The sequence below is a fragment of the Microbulbifer harenosus genome (assembly GCF_005771435.1).
Lineage (GTDB): Bacteria > Pseudomonadota > Gammaproteobacteria > Pseudomonadales > Cellvibrionaceae > Microbulbifer > Microbulbifer harenosus.
In genome coordinates this window covers 45,447-63,442 of sequence record NZ_VANI01000004.1, presented here as the reverse complement: position 1 = coordinate 63,442, position 17,996 = coordinate 45,447, and the positions used below count along the sequence as shown (strand labels likewise).

The 17,996-nt window shown below is 61.5% G+C and carries 14 protein-coding genes; 3 read left to right on the top strand and 11 right to left on the bottom strand.

Annotated features, from left to right (window positions below; translation table 11 throughout):
* The first annotated feature begins 88 nt into the window (after positions 1–88).
* Positions 89–1,381, top strand: coding sequence for a M48 family metalloprotease (locus FDY93_RS02530; protein ID WP_138234184.1), 1,293 nt, complete (start codon positions 89–91; stop codon positions 1,379–1,381).
* Positions 1,382–1,462: 81 nt separating this feature from the next.
* Here the strand turns inward: FDY93_RS02530 and FDY93_RS02525 are convergent, their stop codons facing one another.
* From FDY93_RS02525 to FDY93_RS02495, 7 genes are all read right to left on the bottom strand, one after another.
* Positions 1,463–2,131: an outer membrane beta-barrel protein gene (locus FDY93_RS02525; protein ID WP_138234183.1), complete on the bottom strand. Its 669-nt coding sequence runs from the start codon at positions 2,129–2,131 to the stop codon at positions 1,463–1,465.
* Positions 2,132–2,321: 190 nt separating this feature from the next.
* Positions 2,322–3,122 carry a putative porin gene (locus tag FDY93_RS02520; protein ID WP_138234182.1) on the bottom strand — a complete coding sequence of 267 codons (801 nt, stop codon included), beginning with the start codon at positions 3,120–3,122 and terminating at the stop codon, positions 2,322–2,324.
* A 426-nt stretch (positions 3,123–3,548) separates the two neighbouring features.
* Positions 3,549–4,244: a phosphate signaling complex protein PhoU gene (gene phoU / locus FDY93_RS02515; RefSeq protein WP_138234181.1), complete on the bottom strand. Its 696-nt coding sequence runs from the start codon at positions 4,242–4,244 to the stop codon at positions 3,549–3,551.
* A gap of 24 nt (positions 4,245–4,268) precedes the next feature.
* Positions 4,269–5,009 (bottom strand): phosphate ABC transporter ATP-binding protein PstB, encoded by a 741-nt coding sequence (gene pstB / locus FDY93_RS02510; RefSeq protein WP_240914381.1) that lies wholly within the window; start codon positions 5,007–5,009, stop codon positions 4,269–4,271.
* Between the two features lie 168 nt (positions 5,010–5,177).
* Complete coding sequence (gene pstA, locus FDY93_RS02505; protein ID WP_371808108.1) at positions 5,178–6,470, bottom strand: phosphate ABC transporter permease PstA; 1,293 nt, start codon at positions 6,468–6,470, stop codon at positions 5,178–5,180.
* A 1-nt stretch (position 6,471) separates the two neighbouring features.
* Positions 6,472–7,851, bottom strand: a complete 1,380-nt coding sequence (gene pstC, locus FDY93_RS02500) for a phosphate ABC transporter permease subunit PstC (RefSeq protein WP_138234178.1) — start codon at positions 7,849–7,851, stop codon at positions 6,472–6,474.
* Positions 7,852–7,984: 133 nt separating this feature from the next.
* A complete protein-coding gene (locus FDY93_RS02495; RefSeq protein WP_171018871.1) occupies positions 7,985–9,052 on the bottom strand; it encodes a PstS family phosphate ABC transporter substrate-binding protein in 1,068 nt (355 codons plus the stop codon).
* 236 nt (positions 9,053–9,288) lie between these two features.
* Between FDY93_RS02495 and FDY93_RS02490 the strand changes: the two genes are divergently transcribed.
* Both FDY93_RS02490 and FDY93_RS02485 read left to right on the top strand, forming a co-directional pair.
* Positions 9,289–9,915, top strand: a complete 627-nt coding sequence (locus tag FDY93_RS02490; RefSeq protein WP_138234177.1) for a TRAP transporter small permease subunit — start codon at positions 9,289–9,291, stop codon at positions 9,913–9,915.
* Positions 9,912–11,273, top strand: a complete 1,362-nt coding sequence (locus tag FDY93_RS02485; protein ID WP_138234176.1) for a TRAP transporter large permease — start codon at positions 9,912–9,914, stop codon at positions 11,271–11,273. Before FDY93_RS02490 ends, FDY93_RS02485 begins: the two co-directional genes overlap by 4 nt.
* Positions 11,274–11,369: 96 nt before the next feature.
* Here the strand turns inward: FDY93_RS02485 and FDY93_RS02480 are convergent, their stop codons facing one another.
* From FDY93_RS02480 to FDY93_RS02465, 4 genes are read right to left on the bottom strand one after another with little or no spacing between them, the layout of a single operon-like run.
* Positions 11,370–14,498 carry an efflux RND transporter permease subunit gene (locus FDY93_RS02480; protein WP_138234175.1) on the bottom strand — a complete coding sequence of 1,043 codons (3,129 nt, stop codon included), beginning with the start codon at positions 14,496–14,498 and terminating at the stop codon, positions 11,370–11,372.
* A complete protein-coding gene (locus FDY93_RS02475) occupies positions 14,495–16,093 on the bottom strand; it encodes an efflux RND transporter periplasmic adaptor subunit (protein ID WP_138234174.1) in 1,599 nt (532 codons plus the stop codon). The genes FDY93_RS02480 and FDY93_RS02475 overlap by 4 nt, the downstream gene beginning before the upstream one ends.
* 15 nt (positions 16,094–16,108) lie before the next feature.
* Complete coding sequence (locus tag FDY93_RS02470; RefSeq protein WP_138234173.1) at positions 16,109–17,383, bottom strand: TolC family protein; 1,275 nt, start codon at positions 17,381–17,383, stop codon at positions 16,109–16,111.
* A gap of 57 nt (positions 17,384–17,440) precedes the next feature.
* Positions 17,441–17,851, bottom strand: a complete 411-nt coding sequence (locus FDY93_RS02465; RefSeq protein ID WP_138234172.1) for a hypothetical protein — start codon at positions 17,849–17,851, stop codon at positions 17,441–17,443.
* Positions 17,852–17,996 lie beyond the last annotated feature (145 nt).

Below are 17,996 nucleotides of genomic sequence, written 5' to 3'. Positions count from 1 at the left end.
TCGCTCCCCGGACTGTGTACAATATTCAACCTTGAACCCGGCCCGCAGGGCCATATTAAAAGACCGAGCATTATACAGGGAGTGATCCATGATTCGTCGCTCAATCGCAAAACGGCTGCTGGCCACCGCTGTCGCGGCCTCCGTAACTGCCGGAATCGTTGGCTGCGCGGTCAACCCGGTGACTGGCAAGAAGGAACTGTCGCTGATGTCCCAGAGCCAGGAGGTGGCGCTGGGGGTTGAACAGTACCCCAAGGCCCAGCAGACCCAGGGCGGTGAATACCTGGTCGACCCGGCGCTGCAGGCCTATGTCAGCAGCGTAGGCCACAAGCTGGCCAAGGTCTCCGACCAGCCGCAGCTACCCTACGAATTCGTAGTACTGAACAACTCCGTGCCAAACGCCTGGGCGCTGCCGGGCGGCAAGATCGCGGTAAACCGCGGCCTGCTGGTGCTGCTGGAGGATGAGGCGGAGCTCGCCGCGGTGCTCGGCCACGAAATCGTGCACGCCGCCGCGCGTCACTCCGCCGCCGCCATGTCGCAGCAGCAGATTCTCGGCGCCGGCATTGCCATCCTCGGCGCTACTACCCAGAACACCGGTTACGGCGATCTGGTTTCGCTCGGCAGCCAGTTCGGCGGTTCCGCCTATATCGCCAAGTATGGACGCGACAACGAGCTGGAGTCAGACCGTTACGGCATGAAGTACATGGCCGCCGCCGGCTACGATCCGCAGGGCGCGGTGCGCCTGCAGCAGAAGTTCGTCGAGCTGTCCAAGGGCAGCCAGTCCGGCGGCCTGGATGCATTGTTCGCAAGCCACCCACCGTCGCAGTCGCGAGTGAATGCCAACGTCGAGCACGCCAAGAAACTGGCGACCGGCACCACTAACCGCAGCCAATACCAGAAGGCCATAGCACAACTCAAGAAAGACGCGGCTGCGTACAAGCACTACGACGACGCCGTGGCCGCGGTGCAGAAAAAGGAGTACGACCGCGCACTGACTCTTACCCGCCAGGCGCAGAAACTGCAGCCGAAAGAGGCGTCTTTCTACGCGCTGGAAGGGGATCTGCTGGCGCAGAAAAAACAATATCAGGACGCGCTTGCCTCCTACGAAACCGCCGTACAGAAAAATCCGACGCTGTTTTCCAACTGGCTGATGCGCGGCATGCTCAACGCACAGCTGAAAAACTACACGGCTGCGGAACGCGACCTGCAGCGCTCAACCCAGTATCTCGCCACACCGCACGCACACTATTACCTGGGGCAGGTGTACGAGCAACAGGGCAATACCAAGAGCGCCCTGAGCCAGTACCAGATTGCCGCCCAGGACAGCGGTGATATCGGCACCAAGGCACAGGCGCGGGTGCAGGCGCTGGGCAGTAACGGCTAAAGCGGAAACAAAAAACGCCACCAGAACGGTGGCGTTTTTGCTAAGCCCGCTACGGAATATAAGCGGGTAACGAACGGCAAATCAGAACTGGATGCCAAGTGACAGGGTAGTAGTGCTGGGATCGACATCCTCGGATTTGTAAATGGTGTGGTCCAGACTGACCATCCAGCCAGCTGTCCGATAGGTACCAATGATTCCGTAGTAACCATCGTCGCCGTCAACACTCGCGGACTCGTCTGCCGAGAATTCCTCTGCCAATATATTGCCGTAGGAATCATAGAACCTGAAGGTTTCGTCCAACTGGATTCGCGCTTCATTTTCCCAAAAGTGGATACCACCTTTCACGCCGAAAGAAAACGGGCGATTGACATCGGTAGACAGCACAGCGCCTAGCGATTTCGTTGATCCGGAAAGCGTTGTTGTACCAGACAGCTGCACTTCAATGCCGTCATAATACAAATCCCCGTAGGAACCGCTATCTCGCAGCTTGGAATCACCCCAATCAAGATAGCTGCCTTCTACGGCGATAAACGGCGTCAGTTGATACCCCAAGGTGAAATTAAACCCGGTGGCATTATCAAATTTTTTGGTGGTTCCGAATTCGTCTTCGAGAAGCTCTTCTACTTCACCAGCATCTGGATCTGTTGATGCAACACCAAACTTCAAATACCAGGTGTTCTCCTGCGCTGCACTATTACTGGCCGCGAAGATGGATAACGCAAATAGTGTTCCCAGACCCAAGCCTTTCATTCAAATCCCCTTTGATTGTTTCGTTGTTGGATAAGGCGGCGGGATTCTATGCAAGTGTGTCGCAGCGCACAATAGTTGCGAAATTACACGCTATTACAGGAAGGGTTTGAGAGGTGGGAGGAAACGAATGTCAAAGCGACAACCTTCGGCGATAGCCAATAGCAGCCAGCACCGAAGGTTTTAGGGAAAATTACAGCTGAACGGTTACACCGATGCTGAAAATATCCAACTCGTCAAAATCGCGGTTGGAGGCGTAGCCCACCTTAGCCGCAACATTGCGGTTGAAGAAGTGGGTAGCATCCACGAAATAGGAGTCGTTTTCTGCGTAGCCACCACCGATGGAGGTGTTTTCGTTGAAGTAGAACTCTACTTCACCACCCCAGAACAGGTCTTCACCCGCATTGTCTGTCAGGGTAACACCTGCAGTCAGGTACTGACCGCCGGACAGAGCGGTGAAGTACTTGGAAGACACACTGCGGTAATCGAACTCATCATCCACTTCGGCGGTAAAACCAATGTAGTCGGTGCCGCTCAGCTGGTGGTTGTATTTGGCGCGGGCGAACAGGACGGTGTCTTCATCTTCCGGTTTCACCGCTTCTACTTCCGCGAGGAAATTCGGAGTGAACAGGAAGCCCACACCGGCGCTGTAGTTGGTGGAGAAATCATTGTCCTCAAGCTCACCAAACAGTTTCCACTGACCGGTATAGTATTCGCCACCAATGTTCAGTGTGTCGGTGTCATTGCCTTCTGCATCGATGTAGCTGAAACCACCGTAGATGTTGCTCACCGGCAGAATGTAATTGAATTCTTTGCGCGGACCCAGGGTATTCAGGGCACCGAAGTAGTACTGCGACTGAACGCGCAGGGTATCGACATCGAAATTGCCGTAATCTGCTGACGTGTAATCAGCGTCGGTGAAGGAGTTGTACTGTTCTGCGGAAGCAATGGCAGAAACCAGCATGAGAGGAAGTGCTGCAAACTTGAACTTCATGGAAGTGTTCCCTGTTTAAATTACATCTGTACGTTTGAATCAGTACTTTCGTACCCGTACCCGCTGTTTGCCCTTCCGGGCAAATGCGGCGCGGATTCTAAGCAAAGGAAAAACTCAGCGCAACGATAAACGTTAAATGTGACTAACGTCTCAACTGTCACGTGTATCCCGTAATCTGGCTACAAGCGAAATTACAGAAGCCCGCGCATTTTGCGAGGTGGCATCTGAACCGATGCTGAATACGCTGAAGGGGTTTTGGTTATACCAATTCCGGAAAAACGGGGGTAGGCAATTCTCGATTAGGATTGTTACGAATACAAAAGGCCGCAGTAGCGGCCTTTTGTAAAATTATTTCCGATGCGATTGTGCAGATTCCGATTTCTCGATCCGGAAAGCGGAAAAGCCGATGCCCGGTTCAACGCACTCTCAGCGCAGATTTTTCTTGTTGCCGTGGCGGATATCCGCGCCCTTTACCAGATACACCACCTGCTCACAAATATTCTTGGCGTGATCACCGATTCGCTCCAGTGAGCGCAGGGTCCACAACACGTTCATCACCCGCGAAATACTGCGCGGGTCCTCCATCATATAGGTGACCAGCTCGCGGATCGCGCTGCGGTAATCCATGTCCACCTGCTCGTCTTCCGCCAGCGTCTTCAGCGCGGACTCCACATCGAAGCGGGTGTAGGCGTCGAGGGCGTCGTTCATCATCTTGCGCACGGCGTTGGCGATGTGACGGATCTCGGTGTAGCCGCGCGGCGCGGTGCCCTCGTCGGTGAGCGCAATGGCCATTTTCGCGATCTTGCTGGCTTCATCGCCCATGCGCTCCAGGTCGCGGGCGATGCGGATCACCGACATCACCATGCGCAGGTCGGACGCCGCCGGCTGGCGTTTGGCGATGATCAGGGTGGCGTGCTCGTCCAGCTCCATTTCGCAGCGGTCGATTTCCTCTTCCACCTGCAGCACCTTTTCCGCCAGCTCGCTGTCGGCGTTGGCGAGAGCATCTACCGCGTCCGCCACCTGGCGGGCGACAAGGCCACCCATTTCCAGCATTTCCGTCTTGAGGCTCTCGAGATCCTCGTTGAACTGGCGGGAGATGTGTTGATCGAAATGCATGTCCATATTCTCTGTGGGCTCCCCCCAACCTTAGCCGAAACGGCCGGTGATGTAGGCTTCGGTGAGTTCGTGCTCGGGATTGGTGAACACGGTCTCGGTATCGTTCACTTCCACCAGCTTGCCGAGGTGGAAGTAGGCAGTGCGCTGACTTACCCGTGCGGCCTGCTGCATGGAGTGGGTGACGATGGCGATGGTGTAGTTCTCGCGCAGCTCGTCAATCAGCTCCTCGATACGCGCGGTGGCGATCGGGTCGAGTGCGGAGCAGGGCTCGTCCATCAGAATCACTTCCGGGCTCACCGCAATCGCGCGGGCGATACACAGGCGCTGCTGCTGACCGCCGGAGAGGCCGGTGCCGGGTTTGTCCAGGCGGTCTTTCACCTCGTTCCACAGACCCGCGCGGCGCAGGCTGTTCTCGACGATTTCATCCAGTTCCGCGCGGCGGCTGGCGATGCCGTGGATCTTAGGACCGTAGGCGACATTGTCGTAAATGGACTTGGGAAAGGGGTTCGGCTTCTGGAACACCATGCCGACGCGCGCGCGCAGCGGTACCACGTCCACCTTCGCGCCGTAAATGGGGTCGCCGTCGAGGCTCAGCTCGCCCTCCACACGACAGCCCTCAATGGTGTCGTTCATGCGGTTCAGGCAGCGCAGAAAGGTGGATTTGCCACAGCCGGACGGGCCGATCATCGCCACCACCTGGTTGCGACCGATATCCAGGCTCACATCGTGAATCGCCTGGGTCTCGCCGTAAAACACATTGACGTTGCGCATACGCAGCTTGGCGTCGTCACAGAAGGGGCTGCCGACGGTTTTGATGTCCGCTTTGGTGTTCACTAAATTCTGCTCCGCGGTTGAGTCGCCCACGGCTGCTGCCGGGCCCGCATTCAGGGTCATGGTACTCATGGCTTGTTCTCGCTCGCTATCTTACGCGCTTTCGCTTCACCAGCGGCGCTCAAGTTTCTTGCGCAGCCACACTGCGCAGGTGTTCATGGTGATCAGCACCGCCAGCAACACCATGATGGCGGCGGAGGTGCGCTCCACAAATGCGCGCTCCGGGCTGTCGGCCCACAGGAAAATCTGCACCGGCAAAACCGTGGACGGGTCGGTTATGCCGTGGGGCACATCGACAATAAACGCCACCATACCGATCATCAGCAGCGGCGCGGTTTCACCCAGCGCCTGCGCCATACCGATGATGGCGCCGGTCAGCATGCCGGGCATCGCCAGCGGCAGTACGTGGTGCAATACCACCTGCATGCGCGAGGCGCCCATACCCATGGCCGCCTCGCGGATCGACGGGGGCACCGATTTGAGCGATGCGCGGCTGGAAATGATGATGGTGGGCAGCGTCATCAGCGTCAGCACCAGGCCGCCCACCAGCGGCGCCGAGCGCGGCAGTTCGAAGAAGTTGATGAAGATGGCGAGACCCAACAGACCGAACACGATGGACGGTACCGCGGCGAGGTTGTTGATGTTCACCTCGATCAGGTCGGTCCAGCGGTTTTTCGGGGCAAACTCCTCGAGATAGATCGCCGCCGCCACACCGATGGGGAAGGACAGCACCAGGGTCACCAGCAGGGTAAACAGCGAGCCCACCAGGGCCGCGCGGATACCCGCCTGCTCCGGCTCGCGGGAATCGCCGTTGGTGAAAAAGGTTTTGTTGAAGCGCTTTTTCAGTTCACCGGAATCGCGCAGCGCGTTGATCCACACCGCCTTCTGTTCGGAGGTGCGACCGAGGAAGCCGTCCTTGCTCTTCGACAGGCTCTTCACGTAGGTGTCGACATCGTCGTCCGCGTTGACCCATACGGTTTCGCTCTGCCCCAGCAGTTCCGGGTTGTTCTGCAGGCGCTCGCGCAGGTCGAAGCCGGCACCGCTGGAAACCAGCGAATACAGCTCGCGTTTTTCGGATCGCCCGGTCACATCGGGAAAGCGCTCGCGCAGGGCATTGCGGATCACACCGTCGAAATTCGCCCAGGCGAGACTCTCCTGGTCCACCTTGTCGATGCCCAGCTCCGCCGGATCGTAATTCACCTGCAGCTGGATCTGCGACTGTACGAAAGCGCTGCTGCCCTTGCTGATGATGTCGGTAAACAGCACCAGCACTGCCAGCACACCAAAGGCAATACTCGCGATACCGAAACCGCGGAATATTTTTTCCTTGCGATGGCGACTGGCAAGCCTTGCAGCGATGCGCTCGCGCACCTGTTTCTGTGTCAGGTTGGTTTGGGTCAGATCAGTCATACTGTTCCCGGTATTTTTTCACGACGTGCAGGGCAATAAAGTTCAGAATCAGCGTGCTGATAAACAGCATCAGACCGAGCGCAAATGCCGCGAGGGTTTTCGGGCTGTCAAATTCCTGGTCGCCCACCAGCAGGGTCACGATCTGCACGGTGACGGTGGTAACGGATTCCAGCGGATTGGCGGTGAGATTGGCGGCGAGGCCCGCGGCCATCACCACGATCATGGTCTCGCCGATCGCGCGGGATACCGCCAGCAACACGCCGCCGACAATGCCGGGCAGGGCCGCCGGAATCACCACCTTGCGCACGGTTTCGGATTTGGTGGAGCCGAGGCCGAGGGCGCCGTCGCGCAGGGACTGGGGCACCGCGTTGATCACGTCATCGGAGAGGGAGGAGATGAACGGGATGATCATCACCCCCATCACCAGGCCGGCGGCCAGCGCACTCTCGCTCGACGCCTCGAGCCCGACGGACTGGGCGAGGTCGCGAATAAACGGCGCCACAGTCAGCGCGGCGAAAAAGCCGTACACCACCGTGGGCACACCGGCGAGGATCTCGATCAGCGGTTTGGCAAAGGCGCGCACGCGGTTGCTGGCGTACTCGGCGAGGTAGATCGCCGACATCAGGCCCACCGGCACCGCCACAAACATGGCGATGGCGGACACCATTAGCGTACCGGTAAACAGCGGCACCGCGCCGAAGGCACCGCTGGAACCCACCTGGTCGGCGCGCATCGCCATCTGCGGGCTCCAGTGCAGGCCGAACAGGAATTCGGTCACTGGCACCGCCTGGAAAAAGCGCAGGGATTCAAACAGCACCGACATCAGGATGCCGACGGTGGTAAAGATAGCGGCACAGGCGCACATCAACAGGATGACCCGCAGTACCTTTTCCACCTTTTCCCGCGCGCGCAATTCCGGGGTCACCCGCATCAGCGCGTAGGCACCAAGGCCGACGGCCAGAATCAGAATCAGCGCGGTCTGCAGCCACTGACCGCTCTGGCGCAGGCTGTTCAGGTGCGCGGCGGCGGCGGCGAGTTGCGGCGTGGACTCGCCCACGAGACTGCCGGCGGCGAGGTTCTGGATCTGCGCGTACAGCAGGTTCTGCCCGGACAGGGTCTCGGGCCGGTCAGCGACACCGCCCAGCACCAGCGCGCGGATGATGGCATCGTCGAACGCCAGCCACACGCCAAGGATGACCAGCGCCGGCAGCCCGCACCAGAGCGCGGTGTGCACGCCGTAATAACTGGGCAGGGAGGCCAGGCTGCGAATACCGCCGCGACTGCGGGCGGCGCCGATGGCGCGGCTGAAGCCGGTGCCATAGGCCACCAGAATCAGCAGCAACAGCAGGGCGAAGAGAGTGGGAGTCTGCATCGAATCGCTCGGTTGTCGGTTTTGCCGGCCATTATCCGGTCTTGTGTCGGCAATTTATATGGAAACGGCCAGACTCCCTGTTTGCAGAAACGGGAGCCTGGCCGGCAATTCCATCTACCTCGTTGCTGCCAGATTATTTGACGGCGAGGTTGGTCAGGGCGTTCAGCTTGCGCACATCGGTGGCCACCTGCTGGCGCTTGCTGTCGTGCAGCGGGATCATACCCTTGTCCGCCAGATATCCGTCTTCACCCCAGGCGCGCTCGTTGGTGAATTCTGCCAAGAACTGCTTGATGCCGGGCACCACGTCCACGTGGGCTTTTTTCACGTAGATGAACAGCGGGCGGGAAACCGGATAGCTCTGGTCGGCGATGGAGTCGAAGGTCGGTTCCCGGCCTTCGATCAGCGAGCCCTGTACCTTGTCCGCGTTCTGGTCGAGGAAGCTGAAACCGAAGATGCCCAGGGCATTCGGATTGGCCGCCAGCTTGTTCACGATCAGGTTGTCGTTCTCGCCGGCTTCCACATAGGCGCCGTCTTCACGGATGTTGTGGCAGATTGCCTTGTAGGCGTTCTTGTCGGATTTCTCCTTGGCGGCGACCCAGGGGAACTGCTGGCAGCCACCTTCCATCGCCAGCTCGGCGAAGGCGTCGCGGGTACCGGAAGTGGGGGGCGGGCCAAGCACTTCGATTTTGTGTGCGGGCAGTGCCGGGTTCACGTCTTTCCAGGTTTTGTAGGGGTTGGCCACCAGGGTCTCGGAACCGTCCGGGTTGGGCACGTCTTTGGCCAGCGCCAGGAAGATATCCTTGCGGGACAGCTCAAAGCGCTGGTCGCTTTTGGCGTTGGCCAGCACGATGCCGTCGTAACCGATCTGTACTTCCACCACGTCCACGCCGTTGCCGTTACACATTTCCAGCTCGGACTGCTTGATGCGACGGGAGGCACCGGTGATATCGGCGGTATTCTCGCCCACGCCCTGGCAGAACAGCTTCATGCCGCCGCCGGTGCCCGTGGATTCCACCACCGGGGTTTTGAACTGGGTGGCGCGGCTGAAGCGCTCGGCCACCACGGTGGTAAACGGGTAGACGGTGGACGAGCCGACAATGCTAATGTGGTCACGCGCCGCCAGGGCGGCGTTGGATGCCGCGATGGACAGGGCCGCCAGGGCCGAGGCCAGAACTTTTTTGCTCGCAGAACGGTTGTTCATTGCTTTCTCCAGAAGTGGTCGCCAAATTGGCCAAAATCTCTATACGCGGCGCATGTTATGTCGGGCTGGTGACGATTCTATGAATGAAACGTTACAAACAGATTACAGTCCCACACCTCTGCAACCGACCCCACCCAACCCTGTGGTCCACCCCCGGTGCTGGCGCGATTCCTGACCAGCGGTTACGCTCTCCCCCCTGGATAACAGAACAATAAAGATGATTTGAGAGACTTCCCATGACGTTTCTGTTGCGCGCCGCCAATGGCCTCGATCGCTTTGCCGGCGCCTGCGGCCGCCTGCTGGGCTGGCTGACCCTGGCCATGGTTCTGATCCAGAGCCTGGTGGTGGCGCTGCGCTACGGGTTTGACGGCGGCTCGCTCGCCCTGCAGGACGCCGTCACGTATCTGCACGGCGCCGCCTTCATGCTCGGCCTGGCCTATGCGCTGCAGGCCGGTGCCCACGTGCGGGTGGATGTCATCTATCGCACGCTGTCGGCCCGCGGCAAAGCCTGGGTAGACGCGGTGGGCTGCCTGATCTTCCTGTTGCCGCTGTGCGCATTTATTGCCGTGGGCGGCTGGTATTTTGCCGCCAACAGCTGGGCGGTGCACGAAACCAGCAACAGTGCCGACGGCCTCGGCGGCGTGTACCTGCTGAAAAGCCTGATTCCGCTGGCCGCCGCCGCCCTGGCGCTGCAGGGCCTTAGCCAGTTCGCCCGCGCCCTCAATACCCTGATGCAGGTGGAAGCCGAGGCCGCGCGCCAGCACGCCGCGGTCGCGCCGACTCAGGTGAAGGAACAACCCCGCGCTCTGGTGCGGGAAGCCGCTGGAACGATGCGGGAAGCTGCCGGGGAGGCTGGCGCATGATGGAACTGATTCCATTGCTGATGTTCATCGTGGTGTGTGGCGCGCTGATGCTGGGCTACCCGGTGGCGTTTACCCTGGGCGGCACCGCACTGCTGACCGCGGGCCTCGGCATTGTCGCCGGGGTGTTCGACGCGGAACTGCTGCGCGCCTTCCCCGACCGCCTCTACGGCATCATGCAGAACGGCACCCTGATGGCGGTGCCGCTGTTCGTGCTGATGGGCGTAATGCTGGAGCGGGCGCGCATCGCCGAGGAACTGCTGGTCAATCTGGCGCGGGTGTTTTCCGGCATCCCCGCCGGCATGGCGGTGTCGGTGGTGGTGGTGGGCACGCTGCTCGCGGCCAGCACCGGTATTGTCGGCGCCACGGTGGTGACCATGGGCCTGATGTCCCTGCCCACCATGCTGAACCGCGGTTACTCGCCGAAGCTCGCCACTGGCACCATCTGTGCCACCGGCACCCTCGGCCAGATCATCCCACCGTCCATCGCCCTGGTTTTGCTCGGCGATACCCTGTCCAACGCCTACCAGCAGGCACAGTTGTCCCAGGGGATATTCAACCCAAAACCGGTGAGTGTGGGCGACTTGTTCGTGGGGGCGATCATTCCCGGCCTGCTGCTGGTGGCCACCTACATCCTCTACCTGCTGTTCATCGCCCGGCGCGAACCGGCCACGGTACAGGGTCAGCATGAACAGGTGGACCTGGCGGAAACCCTGAAAAGCCTGTTCCCGCCCATTGCGCTGATGCTGCTGGTGCTCGGCTCCATCATCACCGGCGCCGCCACGCCCACGGAGGCCGCCGCCGTCGGCGCACTTGGCGCGGGTGTACTCGCCTGGAGCCGCGGCGCGCTGAACTGGGCGCGCGCGGGGGAAGTGGGGCAGAGCACCCTGCAGGTCACCGCCATGGTATTCGCGATACTCATAGGCGCCTCGCTGTTTTCCCTGGTGTTCCGCGGCTTTGGCGGCGAGGAAGTCGTCACTCACTTCTTCGAAAACCTGCCCGGCGGTGTCATCGGCGCCACCCTGCTGGTGATGCTGGTAATCTTCCTGCTGGGTTTCATCCTCGACTTTATCGAGATCACCTTCGTAGTTGTGCCTATCGTCGGCCCGGTGCTGCTGGCCATGGGGCTCGACCCGGTATGGCTTGGCGTGATGATTGCACTGAACCTGCAAACGTCATTCCTGACGCCGCCATTCGGCTTTGCGCTGTTCTATTTGCGCGGCGTGGCACCGGCGGAAGTCGCCACCAGCGCCATCTACCGCGGGGTGGTGCCGTTTATCGCTATCCAGCTGCTGGTGCTGTGCCTGCTGGCAGTTTGGCCTTCACTGGCTACCTGGTTGCCGGGCTATTTGGCAGGGTAAGGAATTGTGGATTTGGTACTGGCGCAATGACCGTAGAGCGCGGTTGTGAAAACCTGCAACCGGTGCGCCGCCGCAACAGAACCCGCTATGAAACCTCTACAAAGCCACCTTAAGACCCCGTCCTTTCCACAACCGATATACCGCAGGCAGCACCATCAGGGTCAGCAGCATGGCGCTGACCATACCCCCGATCATCGGTGCGGCAATCCGCTGCATCACTTCAGAGCCAACCCCAGAACCGACCATTACCGGAATCAATCCGATAAACACTGTAGCGGTGGTCATCAACACCGGCCGCATGCGCTGTCCGGCACCGCGGCGAATCGCATTGCGCAGATCTTCCAGCATCGGCTTGCGCTGCTCAGCCTCACACGCAGCCAAAGCAGAACCCCAAGCCTGATTGAGATACACCAGCATGATCACACCGATCTCCACCGCCACCCCGGCGAGGGCAATAAAGCCCACCCCCACGGCCACCGACAGGTTGTAGCCCAGCCAGTACAGCAGCCATAGCCCGCCGATCAGCGCCAGCGGCAGGGTGCCCATGATTACCAGCACCTCGCCCACGTGGCGGAAGCTGAAATAGAGCAACAGCACAATGATCCCCAGGGTGATCGGTAGCAGCAGCCCCAAACGCTCGCGCGCGCGCTCCATGTATTCGTACTGCCCCGACCAGGACAGCGAATAACCAGCTGGCAGCTCCAGCTCCTGCGACACCAGCTGTTGTGCCTCCGCCACCCAGGAACCGAGATCGCGATTGTGGATATCGACATATACCCAGCCATTGGGCCGCGCGTTCTCGGTCTTGATCATTGGCGGGCCGCCTTGTACCTCTATCTTCGCAACATCGCCGAGGGACAGGTGCGTCCCGTTCGGGGCTACCAGAGGCAGCCCGCGCAAACGTTCGGGGGAATCGCGCCAGGCCTGTGGATAACGCAGGTTGATGGGGTAGCGCTCGAGGCCCTCCACAGTTTCACCCACTTTCTTGCCGCCCACTGCGGTGTCGATCACCGTCTGCACATCCTGGATGTTCAGGCCGTAGCGGGCCGCCGCCGCGCGATCAATGTCGATGTTGATATAGCGGCCGCCCTCCACCCGCTCGGCAAATACCGATGCGGTGCCGGGTATGCGCTTCAGCAGGGTTTCCAGGCCGGTGCCGATTTTGTCGATCTGGTACAGGTCGGCGCCGGCGATCTTGATCCCCACTGGGGTTTTGATGCCGGTGGCGAGCATGTCGAACCTGGTCTTGATCGGCATCACCCAGGCATTGGTCACCCCGGGCAACTGTACCGTCGCATCCAGCTCTTCGCGGAGTTTTTCCGGGGTCATGCCCTCGCGCCACTGGTCGCGGGGCTTGAAGCGCACGATGGTCTCCACCATGGTCAGCGGCGCCGGGTCGGTGGCGGTCTCCGCGCGCCCCATCTTGCCCCACACCTGCGCCACTTCCGGTACCTGCATGATCATCTTGTCGGTCTGCTGCAGCAGCTCGCGCGCCTTGCCGATGGAAATGCCGGGATGGGTGCTGGGCATGTACATCAGGTCGCCCTCGTCCAGCGGCGGCATAAACTCGCTGCCAGTGCGGGAAAGGGGATACAGGCTGCTGGCGAGCAGTAACAGCGCGATGCCGACCACCCACAGCGGATACCGGATCGCCAGCTCCAGCGCCGGCCGGTACGCGGCGGTAAAGGCGCGGTTGATCGGGTTGGCCTGTTCCGGTTTCACATTCCCGCGCACCAGGTAGCCCATCAACACCGGCACCAGGGTGATGGCGAGGCCGGCGGCGACGGCCATGGCGTAGGTCTTGGTGTAGGCGAGGGGGGCGAACAGCCGCCCTTCCTGACCTTCCAGCGCGAACACCGGCAGGAAGCTCAGGGTGATGATCAGCAGGCTGAAAAACAGCGGCGGCCCCACCTCGCTCGCCGCCTCGCCCACCACCTGCCAGCGGTTGTCGTCATTGAGCGGGGTGCGCTCCATGTGCTTGTGCAAGTTCTCGATCATCACGATGGCGCCATCCACCATCGCACCAATGGCAATGGCAATGCCGCCGAGGCTCATGATGTTGGCGTTGATGCCCTGCAGATGCATCACGATAAACGCACCGATGATGCCGAGGGGCAAGCTGATGGCGATAACCAGTGACGAGCGCAGGTGGAACAGGAACAGCGCGCACACCAGCGCCACCACGATGAATTCCTCCAGCAGCTTGTGCCACAGATTTTCCACCGCACTGTCGATCAGCTCGCTGCGATCGTAGGTGGGGACGATTTCGACCCCGTCCGGCAGGCTGCGCTGCAATTCCTTAAGCCGCGCGCGCACGCCGTCGATCACCGCGCGCGCGTTTTCACCGAAGCGCATCACTACCACGCCGCCCACGGCTTCGCCCTCGCCGTCGAGTTCGGAGAGACCGCGGCGCATCTGCGGCCCCAAGTGCACATCGGCCACATCCCGCAACAGCAGCGGGGTGCCGCTGGCGTTCACCATCAGCGGCAGCTGGCGCAGGTCGTCCACACTCTGGATATAGCCGCTGGCGCGCACCATGTACTCGGCTTCCGCCATTTCCACCACCGAGGCGCCGGACTCGCGGTTGCCGCGCTCGATCGCGGCCTGTATCTGGGGCAACGTAAGGTTGTAGGCGCGCAGCCGCAGGGGATCCACCTGCACCTGATACTGGCGCACCATACCGCCCACGGTGGCGACTTCGGATACGCCGGGCAGGGTCTGCAGCTCGTACTTGAGGAACCAGTCCTGCAGCGAGCGCAACTGCGCCAGGTCGTGCTGGCCGCTGCGGTCCACCAGGGTATAGCTGTAGATCCAGCCCACCCCGGTGGCGTCCGGCCCCAGCTCCGAGCGCGCGGCCGCCGGCAGGCGCGGGGCCACCTGGCTCAGGTATTCGAGTACGCGGGATCTTGCCCAGTACAGGTCGACATCGTCATCGAAAATAACGTAAACGAACGAATCGCCGAAAAACGAATAACCCCGCACCGTGTGCGCGCCGGGCACGCTCAGCATGGCGGTGGTAAGGGGATAGGTGACCTGATCCTCTACCACCTGCGGCGCCTGGCCGGGGTAGCTGGTCTTCACGATCACTTGCACATCGGAGAGATCCGGCAGCGCGTCCACCGGCGTGTTGCGCAGGCTGTAGAGGCCGGCGAGCGCCAGCACCACGGCGCCGATCGGCACCAGCGCACGGTTGTGCAGGGACCAGTAAATGATGCGCGCGATCATTTCTGCGGCTCCTGCTGCATCTCCTGTTCGGAACCGTGATCCATATCGCCGTGGTCCATGTCGCCGTGATCCATGCTGCCGTGGCCCACAGGATCTTTCAGCGGGGCATCGCTGGCCATGGCGCGGGTGGCGATCACCTCGTACTTGCCGTCCTCCCGTTTCCGCAGCTGCACGCGGATGCTGGCGCCACTCTCCAGCGCTGCGCGCAGAGAAGCCTGTGCGGCCTCCGCCACGTAGAAGCCCATCACCATGCCGGGCCAGTCCCAGGCCAGCACCGGCCCGTGCTCGAGGCGCGCATAGTGGTTGTCATCGGGCATGCTCAGCACCTTGGCCTCGGCCCAGGCGGTACCCGCAGCGTCTTCATTCGCGGATTTTTCCGGTTTCTTTACAGATTTTCCGCCGCCAATTCGCTGCAGATCGGCACTGATGCTCGACTCGGAGTCGATCAGGAACTGTGCCGAGGTCACCACCTGGGTGCCCGCTTCGATGCCCTCGAGAATCTCCACCCGGTCGCCCAGCTCGCGACCGGCACGCACACGCACCGAGCGGTAGCGACCACCGCCTTCGGCGATCACCACGCGGTCCATTTCGCCGGTGCGGATCAGCGCGCTGCGCGGTACGGTCAGCGCATCCACTTTCGGCCCCGCCAGCTGCAGGCGCACGAACATGCCCGGGCGCAGGGATTTGTCCGCGTTCTTCACCAGCACACGCACCCGCAGGGTGCGGGTCTTGGGGTCCAGGTCCGGCAGGATGTGCACCAGCTCGCCCTGCCAGCGGCGGCCGGGCGCAAAGTCACCGTACAGCGTGGCCGTGTCACCCACCTGTACCTGGGCGCCCTGCTTGGGAAACAGTTCGCCCTCCACCCACACGGTATCCAGGGGGCCAATACTCATGAGGGTGGTGGCGGGGGTGACGTACATACCCTCGCGGGCGGCGAATTCATTCACATAGCCGTCGGCCGGGGCGTACAGCGTGATGGTCTGGCTCACCTGCCGCGAGCGGCTGACCTCGCGCACCTGCTCGGCGGGCACACCCAGGCTGTTCAGCCTTTCGCGGGTGGCCTCGATCAGGGTGCGGTTGCCGTTCTCCAGTGCCGCCACCAGCTCACTCTGGGCTTTCACCAGTTCCGGCGAGTAAAGCGCCACCAGCGGCTGTCCCTGCTTCACGCGGTCGCCAACGGCGGTGACCCAGCTCTTGTGCACCCAGCCGCTCAGGCGGGTGTGCACGTGGTGCAACTTGTCTTCGTCCAGTTGCACCAGTCCCACCGTCTCCACTTCGGTGGCCACCGGGCCTCGCTGCGCGCGGGTAGTGCGCACGCCGAGATTGTTCTCCACCTGCGGTGAAATGGTCACGGTGCCCGGCGCCACATCGCCTTCCTCACCCTCGTAAACCGGGATCAGGTCCATCCCCATGGGCGATTTGCCGGGTCCGTCGCGACGGTAATTCGGGTCCATGGGCGCAACCCAGTAAAGGATCTTTTTCTCCTTGCCGGCACTCGCCGGGCCATCGCCACCGCCGGACAGTCCGCGTCCGATCAGGAAACCCGCCAGCAGGGTGAGCAGAGCGAGGGTGAAAATCAGTACTTTGTTGTTCATTTCAGTGGCCGCCGATCATTTGCTGTTGCCATCGCCTGGGATAGCGCGGAAGTAACGGACGCGGGCGAGGGCGCGGAAGTAGTTGTAATTGAGCCGCGCCGCGCTGATCTGGGTCTCGATGGCATCCATGCGCGCGGCGATGACCGCCTCCAGATCTGCGGTGTTGCTGGCGTAGCCCTTGAGCACGGCATCGGCGGTGGCTTCGGCCTGACCCAGCAGCGTTTCACGATATTCCGCATGTCGACGATCCAGTGACTGTGCCATCGCCACGGCACCATTGAGCTCGGCGTGCAGCTGTTGCAGTAGATTCTGGCGCTGCAGCATGCCGGCACTTTCGCGCGCGCGGCTGGCGGCGAGGCGCCGATCCTGGCGGTCGCGGTGGAACAGCGGCAGATCGAAGGACAGCATTACGCTGGCGAAATCCGCGCCGTCGCTCATGGGGGTTCGATCCCGCTGGCCATAGCTGATGTCGACACCGAATTGCGGCTTGTAAGCCTCTTCAGCCAGTGCCACATCCGCGCGCTCCGCGGCCACACGGGCGCTACTGGCCGCCACCGCCGGGTGCTGCTCCAGGATCTCCATGGGTACCGGCAGCGACTGTGCGCTGACCCAGTCGCGGGTGTCCGCCCAGGCCGGCGGTGTAATTTCCAGCACCCCCCAGGCAGCGGCACCGATCCAGCGGCTGAGTTCACCGCGCGCACGATTGATCTCGCCATCCGCGGCGGCGATGCGGTCGTCCAGGCGCGCCAGCGCCAGCTGGGACTGCAACAACTGTTGCGACTGTATCTGGGCCGTGGCGAGGCGGGCGCGGTTGTAGCCCACCAATTCCTGCATCCAGCGACGGTTTTGCGTGAGCAGTTCGCGCACCCGCAATTGCTCGGCGACGGTCAGGAAGGCAATGCCCACTTCGCGCGCAAGTGCCTGATCCAAATCCGCGGCGCCGGCATAGCCCGACTCGGCGATATACGCACCGCGCTCTCCCGCAAGCGCCGCGGAATTCCCGCGGGGAAACTTCTGGCTGATTCCGATCACCTTCTGCGTCATCGGCTGTTCGTCAAACGCAAAGGTATCCGTAGGCAAGTTGACGATGCCGAGCTTCAACGTCGGATCGGCCCACTGGGCGTCCGCCACCGCGCTCTCTGCCGCGGCCTCGGCGGCAGCCAGTGCAGCGGCTGATCGTGGATCCTGCTCCTGTGCAATACGGATGGCAGCCTGCAGATCCAGCTGCGCATGGGCTGGAGCTGCCGCAAACGCCAGCAGCAACACTGCCCGGCGCACGTAAAATTTCATGGGGTATTCCTGTCGGTCAGATGCTCTGGCGCCCTGGGGGCGTCGTTTATCGAAGCATCAGGCCCGTCTGGGAGGACGCAACAGGTTTTGCGGGATGGGGGAAATCGGAGAGGGGTACAAGGGGCGATAGCGCGCAGGACTCAAGGAGGTTTGCGGTAAAAAGCCCTGCGGTGCCATAGCGAGCCCACATCCACCACTGGCACAGATAAGCTGGCAAACATCCATGGAAACAGCGCCGGTCGACTCGCAGCAGGACATATCCGGATGTTCGGGCGCTGTGTCTCCGCCGCATCCGGAATCCGCCATGGGCAGGTCCAGCGCAAAATGTTGGTCACTCATGGCGTGATTGGCGGACGTCGCCGAGTTGTCCTGGATGGCAGCATCCTGATTGCACACGGGCGCATTCACCAGCGCCAGGCTCTGGACCGCGAAGCACCACAGGATCAGGATCTTTACAAGAATGCGCATAGCCGGAATTCTAGGTGACCGGCCGGGCGTACAGCAAGGCCATGCCCCGCGGGAGGGTTTGGAAAACAACCGATTCTGCTGTTTACAACAAATTTTCAGGCATTCGACTCTGGCTAATTAGTGCCCAGTTTGTGCTAGAATGCGC